We start from the raw sequence: 20,915 nt of genomic DNA, 5'->3' as shown, positions 1-20,915 counted from the left end.
TAAAATAAATAATTTCTCTTTTGCCGAGAGCATTTTCCAGCTTCCTGCTCTAATTACCATTCTGCTCCCTCCTTAAAATAGGTTTGTACCTATCTAATACCGTTATTTTCAGGGATTAAAACCTATTAATGTTTTTCAAATTCCGCCGGTTTTTTTAAGCTTTTTGAAAAACAAGAAGGTTTGCTGTATAAATGTGAAGACAGGAGGAGTTTTTAGTAAAACCTTCTGCTCAAATTTTGCCGGCAAATAGCCGGAATTGACGAAATAAAAAATCAGTCTTTTTTATTTCTTGGATCGATTTCCTCAGAAAATTCCGTGCCAAAGGAAGCGTGACCCGAACGGACAGCTGATCGGGAATAAGTTTCAGCCCGGTCCAGCATAAACAGATGAACCAGCACTTCCCCTGCAGTGAAAATCAATGCGGAAATAATGCTTCCCCAGGCGATTTGCAAATAACTGTCATAAAGTACAGACCCAAAAATCCAGACGCCCAAATAAACGGTGAAAAATTCGGTGATGTATGAGGCTCTGTGTCCCAGTGCCGGAAGAATGACCCGGTCTCCAATCAAATAGGTGGCAATCGCTGCAAATAAACTAAAAGAAAGAATATCTGTCACGTTTGCGTCGAAAAATAAGTCCAGTCCAATCGCAAACGCAATTGCAGCAACAACAAACTTTACGGCGATTACAGCAAGCTGATTCATAAGTTTCACTCCTTTTTCTTAAAGTTTTGTCAGAAAAGGCAGCAAACATACATGAACCCTCCTCATTTTCATGCGCAGTGCAAATTGTTCGAGTTTTGGGAAGACATGTAGTAAAGTTGTCCTTATGATTTGATAAATAAGCTCTTCCTATAGATAAGGAATCGTTGCAAGGAGGAATAAGCGTGTTTGAACAAAATTACGCAGATAAAAATAAAAAACAGCTGGATGAAATAAAGCTTTCTGTGTTGGATTTGGCTCCCATCGTTTCAGGAAGCCATGCTGGAGAAGCGCTAGGCAACTCGCTGAGCTTGGCACAGCATGCGGAAAAGTGGGGATTTAACCGATATTGGCTGGCGGAACACCATAATATGAGGGGCATTGCAAGTTCCGCTACGTCTGTTGTGATCGGGCATATTGCTCAGGGAACGTCAACGATTCGCGTCGGGTCCGGCGGAATTATGCTTCCGAATCACGCTCCGCTTGTGATTGCAGAACAGTTTGGAACACTTGAATCGCTCTTTCCGGGACGGATCGATCTTGGATTGGGAAGAGCACCGGGGACTGATCAGCTGACAGCCCAGGCACTGAGAAGAGAGCTGAAAGGGAGCGCGGAGGATTTTCCGGAGCAGGTGGAAGAGCTAAGAGCATACTTTAATCCGACAGAGTACAGCCATGTAAAAGCAATTCCCGGTGAAGGATTAAACATCCCGGTATGGCTGCTTGGATCGAGTGGTTTCAGTGCCCATTTAGCCGGTCAGCTTGGTTTGCCATTTGCATTTGCCAGTCATTTCTCTCCAGATCATACGGTGGAGGCATTAAGAATTTACAGAAATCATTTTAAGCCATCTGAAGTGCTGGATGAACCATATGCCATGGTTGGTGTGAACGTAGTGGCGGCAGACAGTGAAGCACAGGCGCAGTATTTGTCTACTTCCATGAAACAGCAATTTCTCAACCTTGTCAGGGGCCGTCCGGGCCAGCTGAATCCTCCGGTAGACGATATGGATGATTTGTGGAATGACTATGAAAAAGCCTCAATCCAGCAAACACTTCGTGCGTCTGCCATCGGGGATCCTGATCAGGTCAAGGCGAAGCTTCAAAGCTTTTTAAACGAAACACAGGCAGACGAGATGATGATTACGGCTAACATATTTGACCATCAGGCACGTTTGCGCTCTTATGAAATTGTTTCACAGCTTGTGAAATAACATCCAGTGAAGGAGATCAACATTATGGAATGCAAAATCAACCGCAATGCAGCAAAAATTTTGAACAGAATGCTTGAAAGTGAAGAAGGACAAGGGAAAATGATTCGTGTATTTATTACCGAAATGCACGGTGATCATGCCCATTATGACGTAAAGCTCGATACACCAAATGAGCATGATGAAATTGTGAAAACCGATAAAGGAATCGACATTCTGATGGACTCCCGCGAAGAGTTTCTTGATGGTGTCTGGATCCAGTTCTTCTTCGTTCCAGAGGAAAGATTTGAGATCATTAACAGAAAAAAAGGGTGGCATAACCACCATTAATAAAAAAGCAGAGTTCTTTTTATAAGAACTCTCTTTTTTATCAGAAAAAGGAGGGATGACCATGAAGGTTTATGTGAATGACCGGCTAATTGAAGCGGCAGATTTCGTACATGAGAGAGAAAATGGGCGGCACATCATCCGCTTTCATTTTAAAGTGAAAAGCGGGGCAGATTACCATGATACGAGCACCTTGCTGTATCAAAATGATTTTGCTGTGAAGGTTCCGGATAAGAATTTGTCATTTCAAGCCATAATCAAGCAATATTCAACGTCCGCTGACAATTTATATGAAGAGAACGCAGTGGGAGATTATTTTCTGCAGCTGATCGAGAAGAAAGCCGGAAACTGATTCCGGCTTTTTTTATTGGCCAAATTCCTGAGCAATCAGCTCATAGGAACGAATTTTTTCGGATTCGCGGTGGGTAATGGATAGAATCATCACTTCATTGGCATCGTATTCGGCTGCCATTTTCATCAGTTTTTTCTTCACCACAGGCGGACTGCCTATGATCTGCCGGGCTTTCATTTTCTCAAGCTGTTCCTTTTCTTCCTCTGTGAGGACATAAGCATCGGCTTCCTCAAAAGGTGGGACTCCTTCCTTGCCCTCCCCTTTGGCGAGCATAATTTGCCACACCTGATTGCTTAAGGCGATTTTCTCCGCTTCTTCCGAGGTTTCTGCACAAATTACAGCAGCGGCCAGAATAACTTCAGGTTCTGATTGGCGGCTGCTTGCTTTGAAATCCTTCTTATATTCCTGTATGATGGCCGGATCTGTACTCCCCATGAACTGTCCAAATACATAGCCGGTGCCGCTTTCAGCTGCCATCCTGGCACTCTTTCTGCTCGTGCCCAGCAGATAGATTTCCGGAGAAACAGGAGGGACCGGGGAAGCCTTAATCTGTGAAAACATGTGATCTTTTGAAAAATCCCCTCTAATAAAGTGCAGAAGATCGTCATATATTTCCGGAAGCTGTCTGACATTTTCGAGAAAATTACCGGACAGGGCAATAGAGCTTTCGGCAGAGCCTCCCGGTGAACGTCCGATGCCAAGATCAATCCGGTCCGGAAAAAGAGTAGAAAGGAGATTAAAGGTTTCCGCTACTTTATACGGTTTGTAATGAGGCAAAAGAATCGCTCCGGCACCGAGCCGGATTGTTTTTGTTTGACCTCCTATATATCCAAGCATGATCTCTGGTGCTGAACTCGTCAAACCAGGAAAATCATGATGCTCGGCAATCCAATATCGTTTAAACCCTAATCTTTCGCCGGCCTGGGCTAAACGAAGGGATGCTGTCAGTGCATCCTTAGGAGTTTTGCCTGCTGATAAAGGAGATTGATCTAATATGCTGAGCTTCATCTGAATCCTTCTTTCTAAGCTAATAGGGTTTGCTCTAATCTTACATGAGCGGGTGCTGATTACAAAGATTTTGCTTTAGCATGGATAAATTTAGAAAATCGATTGCTGGATATGTCACGTCGTGATATAGTCGTGGTATGACATAGTGGTGGCAGAGGTGTTCATCTTGAATCGAGATAACGTTTTAAAAAAATATGTTCCCATGACGGAAACGGCTTTCTATATCCTTCTCTCGCTGGCGGAGCCGCGTCACGGATACGGGATTGTTAAACATGTTGAAGAAATGACAAATGCCAGAATCCGTCTTGGTTCCGGCACTGTTTATGGAACGCTGACAAAAATGCAAAAGGATGGAGTCATTACTCTATTTTCAGACGAAGAAAGAAAAACAGTGTACGAAATAACCGACACAGGGAAAAAACTGATGGCAGCTGAAATCAGCCGGCTAAAAGAACTTTATCAAAATGCCATTAAGCATGAGGAGACTTTTCTATGAAAAAGGTATGCAGACCATTTTGGAGCTACGATATTCAAAAGACAGAAAATTGGTTGTCGGAAATGGCAAAAGAGGGGTACTCACTCGTCCGTTTCAACCGCTGGACAAGGTTCTTCTTTTTTGTAAAAGGAGAGCCTGCAGCACAATCCTTTCAGATTGGATATAGTCATCTTAAAAACGATTCCCTTTCAAAGGCATTAATAGAAGATGGATGGAAGAAAGAGGTTCAGTCCGGACGCTGGTATATAGCTGTGAATGGAAAACCACCGGAACAGTTAAAGACTTTTCTTTTTCGAGATGGCATCGTCAAACGAAGCCTTCGCCTGAAATATCTTTTTAGCGGTATTCTGGTTTATTTATCTGTCATAGCTATTTTTATCGCATCCATTTTCAGTTTTGATTTTTTTCAAAATACTCCTGTTGAGGTTGAAGAGAGTCCGCTATGGTTCATCACCTACAGCGCAGGAGGATTAGCAATCGCACTTGGCTTTTTATGTATTTACTCTGTCTATAAGCTAAATAGGCTTATTAAAAGCTTTAATCGGATTCCGGATACTACAGAGGGGGATGAAATCGTTAGCAAAGAAAGAGAAAAACAGCTGATCAAAATAGGAGAAATTCTTGTTGAAAGAAAAATCGGCTGGATGTATTCACCCGATCGGCTTGAGAAATGGCTTGAAAAAAAGGAGAGGGAAGGATTTCGATTATATCGGGTGAGCAAATCAGGAACTGTTTTTTACTTTAAAAAGGGCAAGCCCCGTCAGATTCGTTACTGTGCTGACTATCAAAATATTTCGAATGAACACTATTATGAAATGCACAGGGACACCGGCTGGAAAAGTGTGTTTATGTCAAAATCATCTTTGCAAAAATGGACGCTGTGGAGCAGGGAATATTCAGATCATGAGGAACGGCCACAGTTATACAGTGACCAGTCCCACCGATTAAAGCATGCCCGAAAAATTGTTTTTTCCTATAGTCTATTATTTCTGCCCTTGACCATTATTTATTTAATAAATTTCAGTATATTTATTTCAAACTGGTCCCATTTCGGATTTGGGGGATTGAATGCATTCAATACCGTCATGTATACCATCTGTATTTTTCTATTCGGGTCCTTCATTATAAGGTCATGGCTTTATTATGGCCGGCTAAAAAAAGAGTCTAAAGATCATGTTCATCTATAAAGGCTGTGCTGTAAACCCAATTTAAAAATAAAAAATTGGGTTTACATTCTAATCCTTGGACAAACTTCTCCAAAAATAAAAAACAGCATAAGCTTCCCATGGTTTCCATAATGAAAAGACCGTTTCTATTTCCGCCCTTGTTAGTTTACTCCCTTTAAAACCTGCATTTTGAAGGGCCTTATTTAAAGCGGCATCGCCATAGGGAAGACTAGAGGAATAGCGGAGGCATCTCATCATGACATAACGGGCTGTCCAAGGACCGATTCCTTTGATTGCAAGCAGCTTTTCTTCCAATGCATCCCCGCATTTTTCTTTCAGAAGCTCTTCTTTTGTTAATTTTCCTTCTGCTGCAAGTTTCGAGATGCCAATGATATACTCCGCTTTTTTATTTGTGAATTGGAGAGTACGGAAATCTTCTATTGAAATGGCCGCTATAACGGAGGGATCGGGAAAAGCCCAAAACGTCCGGCCATTCCATACATGGCTTGTTCCATATGTTTCTGCCAGTCTTTTCTTCAGCGTATAGGCAAATGCCAAATTGATTTGCTGACCGATGACAGCCCAGATTAAGGCTTCATATAAATCAGGTATGCCGATGATCCGCAGTCCATTGTATGTTTCTGTAAGAGAACGGAGAATAGGATCTTGATTCGCAAGAACATAAAAGGGTTCCAGGTCGGAATGAAGATCGAGCCAGTCCGCCGTATATTCGGCCGCTTTCCTATAGATCCTTTCCGTTTTCAGGCCGTCCACTATTTCAAGCTCAAGACTTGAAGCATTCGTTTCCCGTATGCGAATGAGAATCTTCTGACTGTCCAGCTTCAGAAGCTTATAGATTTCCCCATCATCCACTTGATGAAGGCACTCTTGGGGAGACCTCGTTAAGTAGTGAAGAGTCTCCTTAAAGCTAAAAAACTTAGGTAGAGGGATGGAGAGGCTTTCAGATCCGCTGTCAAAAGTGAAAACGGGCATGTCCTTTTTTGCTGAAATCATGATAATCCTCCAATCGAAGAAGACGTTCTTTCATTTCAAGGCCGCCTCTGAATCCGGTTAAAGTTTTATTAGAGCCGATTACACGATGGCACGGAACGGCAATCGGAACAGGATTGGCGCCGTTTGCCGTTCCTGCTGCCCTGACTGCTTTTTTATTTCCTGCCGATGCGGCTATTTGAGCATACGTAGCCGTTTCTCCGTATGGGATGTTTAATAGTGCCATCCAGACAGACTTTTGAAAGGCAGTTCCATGCAAATCGACCGAAAAGTCAAAAATGCGGCGTTCCCCGCTCTCATATTCCATCAGCTGCTGAATATATGGAGCTGTCTCTCTATCATTCCATTCTAATATTGTTCCCGGCAATTTTGCAGCCGCCCAGTTTTCAAGTGATTCAAATGTTTCATGTGGCCAGGTGATCCGGCATATTCCTTTTTCGGTTACAGCCATATAAAAGGGAAGAGAACTGATACTTTCAAATACAAATTGATTCCAGTACACGTTTTTGATTTCTGTCAACTTTGTATTCCTCCTTTTGCCGCAATTTTATCTCTATACTCCTGGGGTGTGCAGCCGGCTGATTTCTTAAAAAGGGAGGAAAAATGCGATGGGCTTGAAAATCCTGTTTCAGCCGCAATTTCAGCAATTGGTTTTGCATCTATGGATAGAAGGTTTTTTCCTTCCTGCATTCTGTAATCCTGAAGATATTTGGAAGGGGTGACACCTGTCATCCTTTTGAAAACCCTCAGAAGGTGATAAGGGCTGATCGCTAATTCAGCTGCCATGCTGTTTAATGTTAACGCCTCCTGATAATGGCTTTGAATGAATGCCTTTAAATTTTTAGCCAGTTCTGCGTCCGGTCCATTTTCACCGGGAACTTCAGGCTTGCATCGTTTACAGGCACGGAACCCTGCCTTTTTTGCCTCATGAATACTTCCAAACACTCTTACATTTTCCCGTTTCGGGGTACGGGACCTGCACGAAGGCCGGCAGAAGATTTTCGTTGTCGTAATCCCTACATAAAACTTCCCGTCAAAGACGTCAGTCCTGCTTAGGATGACTTCATAAATGGCATTAAACAGCTCTTTTTCCGTCATGGTCCACACTCCTTGTCGCCTCATTATAAACGAAAAAGAAATAGCCGATAACCATTACAGAATAGGACAGCAAGAATATGACAGGGGGATATTCGTTACGTTCATCCTTCTTCCTGACGCGAAAAAAATGGTAGAATACAGGAGACGTCAAAAAAACATGGAGAAGGGATCAATGAATCTATTTGGCAATAATCAAGAGGACTTTCCATTTACTATGTTTGGAATCAGCCACATCGCTGCCCTTGCTGTCCTGCTGATTCTATCCATTCTTCTTTACAGTTTTAGAATGAAATTGAAAACAAAGAACATGAAAACCTATGAATTAGGATTAGCTGCGAGTCTGATTTTAGTCGAGGTTTTATATCACGTGTGGCTTGTCAGTATTGACAATTGGGAAATACGGCATGCATTGCCGCTGGAACTTTGCAATATCAGTTTTGTTATGACGGTTCTGCTTTTACTGACCGGAAGCCGTCTTATTTATGAAGTTTTACTTTTTATCGGGCTAATGGGGGCTTCACAGGCGCTGCTGACGCCTGTTTTGGCGATTGATTTTCCTCACTTCCGGTTTTTTCATTTTTTCTATACTCATACGTGGATCATTGCCGTCCCGCTCTATTACACATGGGTAAAGGGATACCGGCCTACAATTTATTCGGTTTTAAAAACGATGATTTTTCTGAATATCTTGCTTCCGATTGTTCTTTTCGTAAACCGCTCTACGGGAGGCAATTATATGTTCCTTGACCACAAGCCATCCAGCGGGAGTTTGCTTGATGTTCTTGGACCGTATCCGTGGTATATTCTTTCTCTTGAAGGAATCGCTGCAGGAATGGGAATCGTGCTTTGGCTGATTTTCAGAGAGAAAACAAGGTCTGAAGGGAGAGAGCATGCAGAGGCAGGGTCGTTCGACTAGATGACTTCTCAAACTTGTCTTAAAAAATGAAGATTTAAAATAGAAGGCTGAAATAGTAAATGATTGGGGTTGAACAATATGAAACAATTGGGGACACTCTATATTTTCTGCGGGAAAATGGGTGCAGGAAAATCAACTAAATCAAAACAATGGGCGAGCGATAAGCATGCTGTCCTGTTGTCTGAGGATGAATGGCTTGCATCCCTATATCCGAACCAGATTGCATCATTTGAGGACTATTTGAAATTTTCAGCGCAGCTCAAGCCGCTGCTGAAAAAGCATGTCCAAAACCTGTTAAGCATCGGTACAGATGTCGTGATGGATTTTCCTGCCAATACTAAAAAAACGAGAAGGTGGTTTTTGGATTTAGCGGCTGAAGTCCATGCCGGCCATCAGCTGATTTACCTTAATCGAACGAATGAGCAATGCCTCCGCCAAATTGCCCAAAGGCGAATGGAACAGCCTGAAAGAGCAGCTTTTGACACGGAAGCGGTGTTTATAAATGTTACTAAATACTTTGAAGCACCGGAGGCATCCGAAGGTTTAAATATAGTAGAGATTAGCGGAAAAGAATCATAGTACCAGAACTAATGTAAAAAAACGCAGAGGATTGAGCAGCCTCTGCGTTTTTCTGTGTGATCTTGTTATTTTTTAGTTACAGCCTATTTCATTTTAGGCTGATTCCACTGGGATTCGTTTAAGAGCTGATATAATCTCCGCTCTTTCCTCCCGTTTTTTTCAAAAGGCTTGTTTCCTTAATGACCATGCTTTTATCAACGGCTTTGCACATATCATAAAAAGTCAGTGCAGCAATTGAGGCCGCGGTTAATGCCTCCATCTCAACGCCTGTTTTTCCATCACATTTTACCGTTGCCTGAATGATCAGCTCATAGCCTTTCTCTTTTTTGACGTACTGAAAGTCAAAATCCGTTCCCTGAAGCTGAATAGGGTGGCACATCGGGATAATATCTGATGTTTTTTTTGCACCCATGATTCCGGCAATTTGGGCAACTTGAAGCGGATCACCTTTTTTTATGGATCCGGCTTCTATGGCCGTGTAAAGCTCATCGGACAAAGCGATGACCGATTGCGCCACAGCCGTTCTGCTGGATGGACTTTTATCGGAAATATCGACCATTTTCGGTCTCCCGGATTCATTCCAATGCGTAAAAGAACCCATAACTTTCACCTCCTAATAATCGGTATTCCAGTCTTTCGCATGGTTGATATTGATAAACGCAGCATCATCCTCTGAAAACGGGATGGTCAATACGTGCAGCTCATTTAGAAGATGGGCAAGCTTATGCTCATCCGCTGCGAGCATTTTTTCAAAGCTCGGCATCGTTCTTTTATGGTATAAAGCCATCAACGGCTGGATCCGGCCTCCCTGAACCGGCACAACTGCATCTGCTTCTGAATCCTGAGCGAAGCTTATCATTTCGCTGACAAATTCGTTCGTGACAAACGGAATATCACAGGATAGAATAAAAAACCATTCCGCACTGTCCATGCTGCTCATCACATTATGTATGGCGTATAAAGGCCCTTGATAGGAAGCAGATTCCTTTTCCACAATGAGACGTACATCTTCTCTTTGGAATTGCTGGACCAGTTCCTCGTTCGTTGAAATAACTAAAGGGGACAATTGGTTAAATTTAAGGGCATCTAAGCTATGTTCATAAAAAGCTTTTCCATTATGAATCTCAAACATTTTGGGCTTTCCGAATCTGGACGATCTTCCGCCGGCGAGCACGACTCCTGCCATCTTCATATCCGGTTCAGCTCCTCTGTGAAATGCTGAATGGAAGGAAGAATCAATTTTGTCATTCCGAGCTTTACCGCATTAAGGGAGCCGGGCAGGGCGTAGATCGCGCATCCATTTCTGCTTCCGGCTGCGGCTCTGCTGAACATCGCCTTCACACCGATTTCCTCATAGCTTAAGCTTCGGAACAGTTCCCCGAATCCGGTCATTTCTTTTTCAAATAAACGCGACACCGCTTCATAGGTGACATCCCGGGGGGTGAAGCCGGTACCTCCTGTAATAATAATCGCCTGGATTTCCGGATTTTCGCTCTGAGTGCGAATGAAAGAAGAAATCAACTCGATATCGTCAGACACAATGCTGTACTCTTTTACCGAATGTCCGCTTTCTATTAAAAGCTCGTTTATTGCCGTCCCGCTGAGGTCCGTTTGTTTTGTACGTGTATCACTTACGGTTAAAACCGCCGTTTGAACCGAAATAGACAAATCATGCGTATGCACGATAGATCAGCACTCTCCTTTTCATACTATGGTTTCACTCTATCAGACTATAGCTCTTATTACACGCTTAAAGAGGAAAATTCAATTCTCTTTACGCTGCTTCTTTCTCTTGGAAATTTCCTCCGTTACGGCGAATGCAAGATCCTCGTTACCGAACATAGACAAGACTCCAAGCAATGTGTCATCTGGAATGAATCCAGCTTCTTCCTTTGATACGGTAAGCTCAAGCGCTTCTTTTAAAGCCTGATTGGATTCCTGCTGAGGATAGGCTGTCAAGTATAGCTGCTCAGGATCTATGTCATGATTGATGCACCATTGTGCAAATACAAGAATCATCATTTTTTCATCTTTTTGATAGGTTTGTATGATCTGGTTCTCCATATCTTTGTTTTGCATTTTCTCACTTCCTGTTCATTGAAATTGAATCGTCTTAGCTGGATCGTAAAGGCTCAGATCTATTTCAGGCTGTTCATCCATCGCGAGTCTGGCGAGCTCTGAGCCTAAATATGGACCCATTGTCAGACCGGAGGAGCCTAATCCATTGGCAGCAAGAAGGCCTTTCCAGTTTGGAATTGGACCGATTACCGGCAAGAATCCTTCCGTAAAAGGTCTGAATCCCACTCTTGCTTCTTTAAAACCAGCATTTTCAAGTCCAGGCGCGGTTTCAATTGCTTTTTGAAGCACTTCTGCAATTCCGCCCGCCGTTGGCTGCGAATCATATTGCTCCGTATCTTCATGCGTCGTCCCTGCAACCAATCTGCCATTCGGAAAAGCTAACATATACTGGGTTCCGGGCGGCATAAGCACAGGCCAGTTACCTGTATTCCTGTCCGGAAGCTCAAGGTGGACAATCTGTGCTTTCTGAACGTGAACCTGAAACGATATGCCGAGCGGTTTGAACAGCTGGGACGCCCATGCACCGGCACAGACAATGACTTGATCAGTCCGGATGGTTTCCTGATTCATTCTCACACCAGTTACCTCATTCTCCTGAAATAGCAGCTCTGCCTTGCCTGATATAACCTGAGCTCCATGTTTCTTCGCTCCGCCAATTAAGGCATCGCGGATTTTACGGCCATCCACTCTTGCGGCACCGCTGACGTGCAGACCGTAATACTCGTTCGAAAGAGGAGGGAAAAGGGAGGATGCCTCCCAAGGTTCGATTCGTTTAATTTCACCCATTTCAGGTGCGTCCGGAAACCTCTTAAGAGCCCGCTGTTCCATTGCAATAATCTTCTTTTCATCCTTATGAAGGCTTACAGCCCCAACTTTTGCATAACCCGTTTCCCTCTCGCCGTCCTGTTCAAGGAGGCGGATCAATTCCGGGTAATACCGGGCCCCATTTTTAGCAAGCGTGTACCATGCCTGATTTCTGCGCTGGGAAATCCAGGGGCAGATAATTCCCGCAGCCGCTCCAGTAGCCTGACCGGGTTCACCGCTGTCTGCAACGATGACATCTGCGCCTTTCTTGGCGAGATGATAGGCAGCTGAAGCACCAAGAATGCCGGCTCCAATAATGACAAATTTCTTCATTGTACGCATCCTTTTCATTTATCGTCTGTTTGTATTATACCATTTGTATAGGGTGCCTGCTTAGGGGCAGCATAGAGGCTGAACATAATAAATAAATAACAATCCTTTTACAGTCAGACCGGTTAAATCAACCGAAAGGACCTGGCCTGTCCGGAAGAGGCCAGAGAGAAATCATCTAACCGGAGAATCCAAAAACAAATTTATTGAATACCCTGGCGGGGTATGTTAAATTGACTATATCAGGCAGAATAATGTCACGGAAGGAGGGCGGAAGGATGGAAGATAACCAAATTCATTTAACTGGACTCGAAACAGCGGAACATTGTGCCAGTTCAGAAAGAAAGAGCCACCATTCTGCGTTAACGAAAAAAAATCTGACATCCCGGCTTAATCGGATTGAGGGACAGATCCGCGGGATTAAGAGGCTCATTGAAGAGGATACGTATTGTGATGATGTCATAACCCAGATTGCTGCGAGTCAGGCTGCCTTAAACAGCGTAGGCAGGCTTCTGCTTGAAGGTCATATGAAAACATGTGTGGCAGAGCGGATACAGGCCGGGGATGAGGAAATCCTGGATGAAGTCATCTTAACAATCGGCAAGCTGATAAAAAAATAAGAAGGAGCGATTCATTTGGATACAACGCTAAAAGTTGAAGGGATGAGCTGTGAACATTGTGTAAAGGCAGTGGAAGGCAGTGTCGGAAAATTATCCGGAGTGGAGTCAGTAAAAGTTCATCTGGCAGAAGGGACCGTGGATGTAAGCTTTCGTCCTGAAGAGGTTAGTCTTGAAGAGATTAAAGAAACGATTGATGATCAAGGATATGATGTAAAAGAATAAGAGAGCATGCGCGCTGTACAAAAATAGCGCGTCTCTTTATAAAAAAAATATACCCCTATTAGGTATATGAGATTATCCGCATATGACGTATCGGAGGTGTAAAGCCATTGAGCAGTCCGGCGAAAGAAACGACGATTGGAATAACTGGAATGACGTGTGCTGCCTGCGCGTCCCGCATTGAGAGAGGATTAAATAAAATGGAAGGGATTGAACAGGCGCATGTAAATCTTGCACTCGAACGATCAACGATTAAATATCATCCAAACACCGTGAAGCTTTCGGAAGTTGCAGCGAAAATTAGAGACTTGGGATACGAAGCAGAAGGGGAAAAAGTGAGCCTGTCCATTACAGGAATGACGTGTGCTGCCTGTTCAGCCAGGATTGAAAAAAGCTTAAACAAAATGGATGGAGTATTTGAAGCTTCAGTCAATTTTGCTATGGAGAGTGCGGCAGTCACATACAATCCTGCTGAGGTGTCTCCCGAAGACGCGGCAGCCCGGATTGAAAAACTGGGATATGGAGCAAAAATCAAGGACGATGGGGATGCGAGTGGGGACCAGCGCAAAAGAGAGGTTCAAAATCAAATAGGGAAATTACTTTTTTCCGCCATTTTGACTGCTCCTTTACTTTGGGCAATGGTCAGCCATTTCTCTTTTACTTCCTTTATTTATCTGCCTGACATGCTGATGAATCCGTGGGTTCAGCTTGCACTGGCTACTCCTGTCCAATTTATTGCAGGGTGGCAGTTTTATAGAGGGGCCTATCTTGCCCTTAAAAATAAAAGCGCGAATATGGATGTTCTCGTTGCGCTCGGAACTTCGGCAGCTTACTTTTACAGTGTATATTTGGCGATCGAAACACTCTACTCAAAAGATCATATGGCAGAACTATATTTTGAAACAAGTGCTATCCTGATCACGCTGATTATTTTAGGGAAACTTTTTGAAGCACGGGCGAAAGGAAGGTCTTCAAACGCGATAAAAAAATTAATCGGTTTGCAGGCTAAGAATGCTTCTGTCGTTCGTGAAGGACGGGAACTTCTCATACCTTTAGAAGAGGTTATCACCGGTGATCTTGTTCTAGTTAAACCAGGCGAGAAAATTCCGGTTGACGGAGAAATTCTTGAGGGGCGGACTGCTGTTGACGAATCGATGCTTACCGGTGAAAGTCTTCCTTCTGATAAAGAGAGGGGTGACCGGGTTTTCGGTGCAACCATTAATAAAAACGGTTTTATAAAAATTAGGGCAAGCAGCGTTGGGAAGGAATCAGCTTTATCACAAATCATTAAAGTGGTAGAGGAGGCCCAGGGCTCCAAAGCACCCATTCAGCGTCTTGCCGATCAGATTTCAGGGATTTTTGTTCCCGTTGTATTAGGGCTGGCTGCTGCGGCCTTTTTAATCTGGATAGTGTGGCTCAGTCCCGGGGATCTCGCTTCAGCGCTTGAGAAGTTCATTGCCGTTCTCGTTATCGCCTGTCCATGCGCACTGGGGCTTGCTACGCCGACTTCTATTATGGCAGGCTCAGGCCGCTCAGCTGAATTCGGCATTCTTTTTAAAGGCGGGGAGCATATTGAGAACGCCCACCGGATTGATACGGTGCTTTTGGATAAAACCGGTACGGTAACAAATGGAAAACCGTTTCTGACAGATGTAAGGATCTCAGCAGAAAATGAAGCGGAGATATTATCGCTCATTGCATCAGCCGAGAATCAATCCGAGCACCCTCTGGCAAAAGCGATTGCAGATGGGGTGAAAGAACGGGGAATTTCTTTAAGAGACGTACAGGAATTTGAAGCAATACCCGGGTACGGTATCCGAGCCGTTATTGAAGGCCAAACCATTCTAATCGGAACAAAGAAGCTGATGAAAACTAAGGATGTTGTTATTTCGGATTCCATTCCGGTCATGAATGAGCTGGAGGAAGAAGGGAAGACAGCCATGCTTATCGCTCTTAATGGAGCTTTTGCCGGAATAATCGCTGTTGCGGACACCATGAAAGAGTCTTCACCAGATGCGGTTAAACGGCTGAAGGACCTTGGAATCCGCGTTGTCATGATTACAGGCGACAATGAAAAAACAGCCCGAGCGATTGCGCGTCAGGCCGGAATTGAAGAGGTCTTGGCTGAAGTTTTGCCTGAAGAAAAAGCGGCCGCTGTCAACAAACAGCAGGGTGAAGGCAGAAAAGTGGCGATGGTGGGGGATGGGATCAATGATGCTCCGGCCCTTGCTGCGGCTGATATAGGAATGGCGATTGGAACTGGGACGGATATCGCGATGGAAGCCGCGGATATCACCTTAGTCCGCGGAGATTTAAACAGTATAGCCGATGCCCTCTATATGAGCCAAAAAACCATCCGGAACATTAAGCAGAATCTATTTTGGGCATTTGGATACAATGTTCTGGGAATTCCGCTTGCAGCCGCCGGATTGCTCGCGCCATGGCTTGCAGGGGCAGCCATGGCGTTCAGCTCCGTATCCGTTATATTAAACGCTTTGAGACTGCAAAGAGTAAAACTATGAGAAGGCGGGAGGAATCTCAATGTCGGTTATCTGGAAGTGGGGAATCACAGCCGCTGCCATTTTAGCGGCAGTGACCGGAATTTACTTTATGTCTGAAGGAGATTCGGTGAAATCAAAAGCGGAAGAAAAACATTCCCTTCACGAAGCCCCTCATGGAAGCCATGAAAATCGCCCAGGGGACCGAAGTGAGATTAAAGCATCTGCTTCCTATATAGAAAAGACCATTCAAATCAGGTTAAAGGATCAGGAAGGCAAACCATATGACCATCTCGAAATCAGCCATGAAAAGTTGATGCATGTAATTGTCGTAAGTGAAGATCTCGAGCAATATCGCCATATCCACCCATCTAAAACAGGAGACGGTGTGTATGAGGCGAAGCAAAGTCTTCCGGACGGAAGCTACAAAGCGTTCGTTGATGTCAAACCGAAGGATTCAAGTTATAAGGTAAAGCCTATTCCATTGAAAATTGGTTCATCTGCCGAAAAAAAACATGATCATTTAAAACCGGATGAAAGGTTTGTAAAGAAATCTTCCAAATTCTCAGCGGTCATGAGTCCGGAAAAATTGAGCGTCCATGAGCCGGTAACACTTGCTTTTTCCTTTGATCACGGCGAACCAGAACCCTACCTGGGCGCAGCCGGGCATGTGGTCATTCTCGATGAAATGGGAGAGAACTATGTGCATGTGCACCCTAAATCCCAAAAAGAAACAAAATTTGAAACGGAGTTTGATGAACCTGGGATCTACAAAATATGGGCTGAATTTAAGTTCGAGGGAAAGGTCCATGTTTTTCCCTATACAGTGGAGGTGAAATAATCAAAGAGAAAGGGAGGAAGCGCTCAGGCTTTCCTCCCTTTTTCTTTTGCTGCTGCCGGTTCCATTCAGCAGAAAGCAACGTGCTAACCTACTGATTTAAATGAAGAAAATGCTCAGCCAGGCTTTTAAACATTTCCCCAGGCATTGATTCTTCTTTATAAAGTCCTTCCGTTACGCGTTCCTCTGGATGGCCGAATGGGATTCTTGCAATCACGCTGGTCTGAAGCTGCTTAGCAAGCATCTCTCCGCCGTCTTTCCCAAAGAGGTAGCGTTTCGTTCCGTCTGACTCTTCGAGATACGCCATATTTTCAACGACTCCGGCAATTTCATGTTTCGTATGCATAGCCATTGTCCCTGCTCTGGAGGCGACAAATGAAGCGACCATATGGGGGGTGGTGACAATGATTTCTTTTGACTGAGGGATCATAGCCGCCACATCGATCGCCACATCTCCCGTTCCTGGAGGAAGGTCGAGAAGCAGATAATCGAGTTCTCCCCAGTGCGTATTAACAAGGAAGTTTTTGATCCACTTATTCAGCATCGGACCACGCCACATGACAGGGCTGTTTCCATTCGCAAAGAAGGCCATAGACATGATTTTGACCCCGTAGCTTTCCACCGGAATGGCTGTTTGATCAATCATCGTTGGTTTATCTTTTACCTGCAGCATAGCCGGTATGCTGAACCCGTAAATATCGGCATCAAGGATACCTACTTTTTTGCCCATTTTCGCAAGGGCAGCGGCCAGGTTAATGGTCACGGTCGATTTTCCGACGCCTCCTTTACCGCTCGTTACAGTAAGGAACGTAACCCCTGAATCAGGGCGGAGCATATCGGGCATGCCATTCTCGGCCGTCGTTTCTCTTTTAAGCGACTGGGTTAAGGCAGCGCGTTCTTCAGGAGTCATCGATCCGAAAGTAAGGGTGACGTTAGATGCTCCGATTTTATATAGAGCGTTTTCGATATCTTCTTGAATTTTGGTTTTCAATGGACAGCCTGAAATGGTTAGTACCACTTCAAGCCGGATATGGTCTCCATCGATTTGCACATTGCGGATCATGTTTAACTCGACTAAGCTCTTATTTAATTCTGGGTCGTTAACATGCTTTAATGCATTCAGTATTTGTTCATTTGTCATGTTTCATCATTCCTTTCGGACAGCATCGATTGAAAAAGACTGAAAAGAAGCGCCTCGGGGCTTCTTTTCAGTCAGAAAGTCAATCTTCTTTCAAGTCTTTTCCCATTCCGCGGAGGAAATGGAGGCCAAAGCCGATTGCCCGGTTTATATCCGGGTCGTTAAGGGTTTTTAAGAGATCCATAATGGTCACTTTCTTTTCCGATTCCAGGTATTTGCTGCCTTCATTCATACCGGCCATCGCACTGTTTAAAAGCTTTGTCATTTGTTCAGGATCGGCTTTCATCAAGGCCCCTGTTGCGCCGAGCAGCGTATTGAGAAGGTTCGTCACCGGTTTGCGGGAGACCTGTCCGAGAGCAATTTTAGCGATTTCGTCTTTAGCAAGCAGCATATGGTCAGCTGCGTCAAGAACGCCGATGCTGTTCAGCTCGCTTGCGATTTCCATCATTTTTGCCAAAGCCGTTTCATTTTCAGCAAGCAATGTCTTTAAATCTTCAAGCTTTTGCTGTTTGACTTCTTCCTCGCTTAATTGAGGTTTTCTGATTTCTGTAATAGGAGCTGCCATTTGTATTCCCTCCTTATTTCTCCGTAGTCAGATGCACATAGCCCGGACGAGCCCATTTGCGTTCTACTTCCACGCCGTTCTGAGGATAGCGCTTTTTGTTTCTCGGATTCGTGCTTGGAAGCGGCATCTTGCGTTTTTCCCCGAGCACTTCCATCCGTACTTTTGTTTGTTTATAGGCTGGTGTATTCGTCTCTGTATCATAAATCGGTCCAGTCAAAAAGTTGATGGCCGTCTCTTTATCGACAGAATTCATCGGAAGATAGATTTCTTTTCCTTTAACCCGGTCGGTTACGAGAACACTCAATTTAACAGCACCGAAAGGAGAAACAAGGCGAACCACTGAACCGTCCTCCACTCCGCGCTCTTTAGCAAGAGCAGGGGAGACCTCTACAAATACCTGCGGAACCTTTGCTTGTATTCCTTTGGATTTGTTCGTCATGTTTCCTTCATGGAAATGCTCAAGCATCCGTCCGTTGTTGATATTCAGGTCATATTCATCAGGGAACTCTGCAGGCGTTACCCAGTCGGAAAGCGCGAAACGGGCTTTTTTGTCCGGGAAATTGAATCCGTCTGTATAAAGAAGCGGCGTGCTTTTTCCATCAAAGCTGCCCCATAGGAAGCTGTTCCAGCCTTCAAGCACTTCATAGCTTGCATCCCCGAACAATGGAGACAGGGAAGCCATTTCAGCGAAAATATCGCTCGGATGCGTGTAATTCCAGTTTGCTCCTAAACGGTTGGCAATTTCCTGAACAATCCACCAGTCCGGCTTGGAGTCGCCAAGTGTTGGAAGGGCTTGATACAATCTCTGGACCCGGCGCTCAGTATTGGTGAACGTTCCTTCTTTTTCAAGAGAAGGAGCCGCCGGCAGAACGACATCGGCATATTGGGCGGTTCTGGAAAGGAAGATGTCCTGAACCACGAAGAATTCAAGGCTTGAGAGAATTTCATCCACATGGTTTGAATCAGCATCGACTAAAGCCATGTCTTCCCCGACAAGGTACATAGCTTTCATTTTACCGGCACCGATCGACCCGAGCATTTCAATGTTATTCAGTCCAGGGGTACTGCTGATTTTTACACCGTACGCTTCTTCAAATTTTGCACGGGCAGCATCATCGGTTACGTGCTGATAGCCTGGAAGCCAGCCTGGCAGCGTACCCATGTCGCATGCTCCTTGAACGTTGTTATGTCCGCGAAGAGGGTATGCGCCGGCACCCGGACGGCGGTAATTTCCTGTTGCAAGCAATAGATTGGAGATCGCTGCAGAAGTATGGGAACCGCCGGTATTTTGAGTGACGCCCATTCCCCAAAGCACGCATGTGCCGTCAGCGTCGCGAATCATTTCGGCAATTTCAATCATTTGTTCCTTTGTAATTCCCGTCCATTTCTCGGCATACTCAAGTGTGTATCGTTCCAGTACTTCCTTGTACTCTTCAAAGAAATTCACATTTTCATCAATGAAGCGCTGATCATGCCAGCCTTGATCCATCATGTATTTCGTAACGGCCATAATCCACACCTGGTCTGTTCCTTGTTTTGGACTGATAAACAAGTCAGATCGTTCCGCCATCTCATTTTTGCGCAGATCAGAAACAATGAGCTTCTGTCCGTGCAGTTTATGGGCCCGTTTAACGCGTGTTGCCAGAACCGGATGTCCTTCAGCCGGATTGGCGCCGACGATGATGACGAGACCTGCTTTAGCGATGTCCTTGATTGTACCTGCGTCGCCGCCCATTCCTACCGTACGGAATAATCCGTCTGTGGCAGGGGATTGACAATAGCGGGAGCAGTTGTCCACGTTGTTCGTTTCAAAAACCTGACGGGCAAGCTTCTGGATTACATAGTTATCTTCGTTGGTTATTTTGGAAGAAGAAATCAAGCCGACGGAGCCTTCCCCGTGCTTTTCTTTAATGGTTCCAAGACGGCTTGCGACAAGATCAAGTGCTTCTTTCCAGCTTGCTTCGACGAAAGCGCCATTTTTACGGATCAGCGGTTTCGTAATGCGCTCTTCGGAATTGACGAAGTCCCAGCCGAATTTCCCTTTTACACAAGTAGAAATGGCATTAACGGGAGCATCGTCAACCGGCTGAACTTTAAGAATCTTACGGTCTTTTGTCCAGACTTCAAACGCACAGCCCACTCCGCAGAATGTGCAGACAGTTTTCGTTTTTTTCGTACGGGTATCCCTCATTGCAGCTTCCGCTTCAGAAATGGCGAAAATGCCGCTGTAGCCAGGCTCTACCTCTTTTACTAAATCAATCATCGGACTGAGCATGTCGCTTTTAAGTCCTGTCATAAAGCCTGCTTCGCCAAGCATGGATTTTTCCATTAAAGCGTTACATGGGCAGACCGTTACACATTGTCCGCAGCTCACACAGGATGAATCATTGATTGCTGCTCCATCATCCCATATCACACGGGGGCGGTCTGCTTCCCAATCGATCGAGAGGGTTTCATTGACCTGAAGGTTTTGACACACTTCCACACACTGGCCGCAGGCAATGCATTGATTGGCATCATACCGGTAAAATGGATGAGACATGTCTACATCATCAAGATCGACTTTTGGGGTATACGGATATTTTTGGTGCTCAATTTCCATGAATTCAGCTGTATTATGGAGCTTGCAGTTTCCGTTGTTGTTATCGCAAACCGTACAGTACAGCAAATGATTTTCAAGAATCCGGTCCATTGCTTCTGTTTGGGCTGCCTTCGCTGCAGGCGAGCTCAATTGAATATCCATCCCATCGGAGGCACACGTTGCACATGACCGCACAAGCTTTCCATCCACCTCCACCATACATGTATCACACGTCTGGATTGGGTCCACTTCAGGTACATAGCATATTTGCGGATGCTGAATGTGCTGTTCATTCAAAATTTCAAGAATGGAAGATCCTGGTTTTGCTTCGTAATTTTCACCGTTAATTTTTACACTGATCGTCAAATTACTCATTTTGCT

Annotated in this window: 24 protein-coding genes; 11 read left to right on the top strand and 13 right to left on the bottom strand. The window is 44.7% G+C overall.

The window, feature by feature from the left end:
- Positions 1-272: 272 nt before the first annotated feature.
- Positions 273-704 (bottom strand): DUF2512 family protein, encoded by a 432-nt coding sequence (locus tag CEF21_RS12730; RefSeq protein ID WP_123916896.1) that lies wholly within the window; start codon positions 702-704, stop codon positions 273-275.
- 182 nt (positions 705-886) lie between these two features.
- On the opposite strand from CEF21_RS12730, the gene CEF21_RS12725 reads away from it, so the two are divergent.
- From CEF21_RS12725 to CEF21_RS12715, 3 genes are all read left to right on the top strand, one after another.
- Positions 887-1,912 carry an LLM class flavin-dependent oxidoreductase gene (locus CEF21_RS12725; protein WP_123916894.1) on the top strand — a complete coding sequence of 342 codons (1,026 nt, stop codon included), beginning with the start codon at positions 887-889 and terminating at the stop codon, positions 1,910-1,912.
- 24 nt (positions 1,913-1,936) lie between these two features.
- Positions 1,937-2,239 (top strand): iron-sulfur cluster assembly accessory protein, encoded by a 303-nt coding sequence (locus CEF21_RS12720; protein ID WP_123916892.1) that lies wholly within the window; start codon positions 1,937-1,939, stop codon positions 2,237-2,239.
- A gap of 61 nt (positions 2,240-2,300) precedes the next feature.
- The gene (locus CEF21_RS12715; RefSeq protein ID WP_241156671.1) at positions 2,301-2,588 is read left to right on the top strand and encodes a DUF3219 family protein; all 288 of its coding nucleotides are present in this window, start codon (positions 2,301-2,303) and stop codon (positions 2,586-2,588) included.
- A gap of 12 nt (positions 2,589-2,600) precedes the next feature.
- On the opposite strand, the gene CEF21_RS12710 is transcribed toward CEF21_RS12715, so the two are convergent.
- Positions 2,601-3,596 (bottom strand): LLM class flavin-dependent oxidoreductase, encoded by a 996-nt coding sequence (locus tag CEF21_RS12710; protein WP_123916888.1) that lies wholly within the window; start codon positions 3,594-3,596, stop codon positions 2,601-2,603.
- Between the two features lie 202 nt (positions 3,597-3,798).
- On the opposite strand from CEF21_RS12710, the gene CEF21_RS12705 reads away from it, so the two are divergent.
- Together CEF21_RS12705 and CEF21_RS12700 are read left to right on the top strand one after the other, a co-directional pair.
- Positions 3,799-4,092 (top strand): PadR family transcriptional regulator, encoded by a 294-nt coding sequence (locus CEF21_RS12705; RefSeq protein WP_481747674.1) that lies wholly within the window; start codon positions 3,799-3,801, stop codon positions 4,090-4,092.
- A complete protein-coding gene (locus CEF21_RS12700) occupies positions 4,089-5,279 on the top strand; it encodes a DUF2812 domain-containing protein (protein ID WP_123916884.1) in 1,191 nt (396 codons plus the stop codon). Before CEF21_RS12705 ends, CEF21_RS12700 begins: the two co-directional genes overlap by 4 nt.
- A gap of 48 nt (positions 5,280-5,327) precedes the next feature.
- On the opposite strand, the gene CEF21_RS12695 is transcribed toward CEF21_RS12700, so the two are convergent.
- Genes CEF21_RS12695 through CEF21_RS12685 form a run of 3 tightly spaced genes read right to left on the bottom strand, consistent with a single transcriptional unit; the run spans position 5,328 to position 7,367 of the window.
- On the bottom strand, positions 5,328-6,272 hold the full coding sequence (locus CEF21_RS12695) for a DNA-3-methyladenine glycosylase family protein (RefSeq protein WP_123916882.1): 945 nt from the start codon (positions 6,270-6,272) through the stop codon (positions 5,328-5,330).
- Positions 6,232-6,789: a methylated-DNA--[protein]-cysteine S-methyltransferase gene (locus CEF21_RS12690; RefSeq protein ID WP_241156670.1), complete on the bottom strand. Its 558-nt coding sequence runs from the start codon at positions 6,787-6,789 to the stop codon at positions 6,232-6,234. Before CEF21_RS12690 ends, CEF21_RS12695 begins: the two co-directional genes overlap by 41 nt.
- Positions 6,786-7,367: a bifunctional transcriptional activator/DNA repair enzyme AdaA gene (locus CEF21_RS12685; protein WP_123916880.1), complete on the bottom strand. Its 582-nt coding sequence runs from the start codon at positions 7,365-7,367 to the stop codon at positions 6,786-6,788. Before CEF21_RS12685 ends, CEF21_RS12690 begins: the two co-directional genes overlap by 4 nt.
- Positions 7,368-7,524: 157 nt before the next feature.
- Between CEF21_RS12685 and CEF21_RS12680 the strand changes: the two genes are divergently transcribed.
- Complete coding sequence (locus CEF21_RS12680) at positions 7,525-8,283, top strand: YwaF family protein (RefSeq protein WP_241156669.1); 759 nt, start codon at positions 7,525-7,527, stop codon at positions 8,281-8,283.
- Positions 8,284-8,361: 78 nt separating this feature from the next.
- Positions 8,362-8,862: a P-loop nucleotide/nucleoside kinase family protein gene (locus CEF21_RS12675; RefSeq protein ID WP_123916878.1), complete on the top strand. Its 501-nt coding sequence runs from the start codon at positions 8,362-8,364 to the stop codon at positions 8,860-8,862.
- A 118-nt stretch (positions 8,863-8,980) separates the two neighbouring features.
- Here CEF21_RS12675 and moaC read toward each other — a convergent pair whose 3' ends face one another.
- The 5 genes from moaC to CEF21_RS12650 all read right to left on the bottom strand — a co-directional run bounded on the left by moaC (position 8,981) and on the right by CEF21_RS12650 (position 12,078).
- Positions 8,981-9,463, bottom strand: a complete 483-nt coding sequence (gene moaC / locus CEF21_RS12670) for a cyclic pyranopterin monophosphate synthase MoaC (RefSeq protein WP_123916876.1) — start codon at positions 9,461-9,463, stop codon at positions 8,981-8,983.
- Positions 9,464-9,475: 12 nt separating this feature from the next.
- Positions 9,476-10,054 (bottom strand): molybdenum cofactor guanylyltransferase, encoded by a 579-nt coding sequence (locus tag CEF21_RS12665; RefSeq protein ID WP_123916874.1) that lies wholly within the window; start codon positions 10,052-10,054, stop codon positions 9,476-9,478.
- Positions 10,051-10,545, bottom strand: coding sequence for a MogA/MoaB family molybdenum cofactor biosynthesis protein (locus tag CEF21_RS12660; protein WP_123916872.1), 495 nt, complete (start codon positions 10,543-10,545; stop codon positions 10,051-10,053). The genes CEF21_RS12665 and CEF21_RS12660 overlap by 4 nt, the downstream gene beginning before the upstream one ends.
- 81 nt (positions 10,546-10,626) lie before the next feature.
- Positions 10,627-10,941: a hypothetical protein gene (locus CEF21_RS12655; RefSeq protein ID WP_123916870.1), complete on the bottom strand. Its 315-nt coding sequence runs from the start codon at positions 10,939-10,941 to the stop codon at positions 10,627-10,629.
- 15 nt (positions 10,942-10,956) lie between these two features.
- Positions 10,957-12,078, bottom strand: a complete 1,122-nt coding sequence (locus CEF21_RS12650; RefSeq protein WP_123916868.1) for an NAD(P)/FAD-dependent oxidoreductase — start codon at positions 12,076-12,078, stop codon at positions 10,957-10,959.
- A gap of 275 nt (positions 12,079-12,353) precedes the next feature.
- On the opposite strand from CEF21_RS12650, the gene CEF21_RS12645 reads away from it, so the two are divergent.
- The 4 genes from CEF21_RS12645 (at position 12,354) to CEF21_RS12630 (ending at position 16,253) form a co-directional block, all read left to right on the top strand.
- Positions 12,354-12,695, top strand: a complete 342-nt coding sequence (locus CEF21_RS12645) for a metal-sensitive transcriptional regulator (protein WP_123916866.1) — start codon at positions 12,354-12,356, stop codon at positions 12,693-12,695.
- Between the two features lie 15 nt (positions 12,696-12,710).
- Positions 12,711-12,917 (top strand): copper chaperone CopZ, encoded by a 207-nt coding sequence (copZ, locus tag CEF21_RS12640; RefSeq protein WP_277423902.1) that lies wholly within the window; start codon positions 12,711-12,713, stop codon positions 12,915-12,917.
- Positions 12,918-13,024: 107 nt separating this feature from the next.
- The gene (locus CEF21_RS12635) at positions 13,025-15,436 is read left to right on the top strand and encodes a heavy metal translocating P-type ATPase (RefSeq protein ID WP_123916864.1); all 2,412 of its coding nucleotides are present in this window, start codon (positions 13,025-13,027) and stop codon (positions 15,434-15,436) included.
- A gap of 19 nt (positions 15,437-15,455) precedes the next feature.
- A complete protein-coding gene (locus CEF21_RS12630) occupies positions 15,456-16,253 on the top strand; it encodes a hypothetical protein (RefSeq protein WP_123916862.1) in 798 nt (265 codons plus the stop codon).
- An 88-nt stretch (positions 16,254-16,341) separates the two neighbouring features.
- Here CEF21_RS12630 and CEF21_RS12625 read toward each other — a convergent pair whose 3' ends face one another.
- From CEF21_RS12625 to fdhF, 3 genes are all read right to left on the bottom strand, one after another.
- Entirely contained in the window at positions 16,342-17,391 is a 1,050-nt protein-coding gene (locus CEF21_RS12625; protein ID WP_123916860.1) for a P-loop NTPase, read from the bottom strand.
- Positions 17,392-17,470: 79 nt separating this feature from the next.
- Positions 17,471-17,953 (bottom strand): helical membrane plugin domain-containing protein, encoded by a 483-nt coding sequence (locus tag CEF21_RS12620; RefSeq protein ID WP_123916858.1) that lies wholly within the window; start codon positions 17,951-17,953, stop codon positions 17,471-17,473.
- A 13-nt stretch (positions 17,954-17,966) separates the two neighbouring features.
- A complete protein-coding gene (gene fdhF / locus CEF21_RS12615) occupies positions 17,967-20,909 on the bottom strand; it encodes a formate dehydrogenase subunit alpha (protein WP_123916856.1) in 2,943 nt (980 codons plus the stop codon).
- Positions 20,910-20,915: the final 6 nt, after the last annotated feature.

Origin of the sequence: Bacillus sp. FJAT-42376 (genome assembly GCF_003816055.1) — a bacterium.
GTDB lineage: Bacteria > Bacillota > Bacilli > Bacillales > Bacillaceae > Metabacillus_B.
This window is presented reverse-complemented; position numbering and strand designations above follow the sequence as displayed.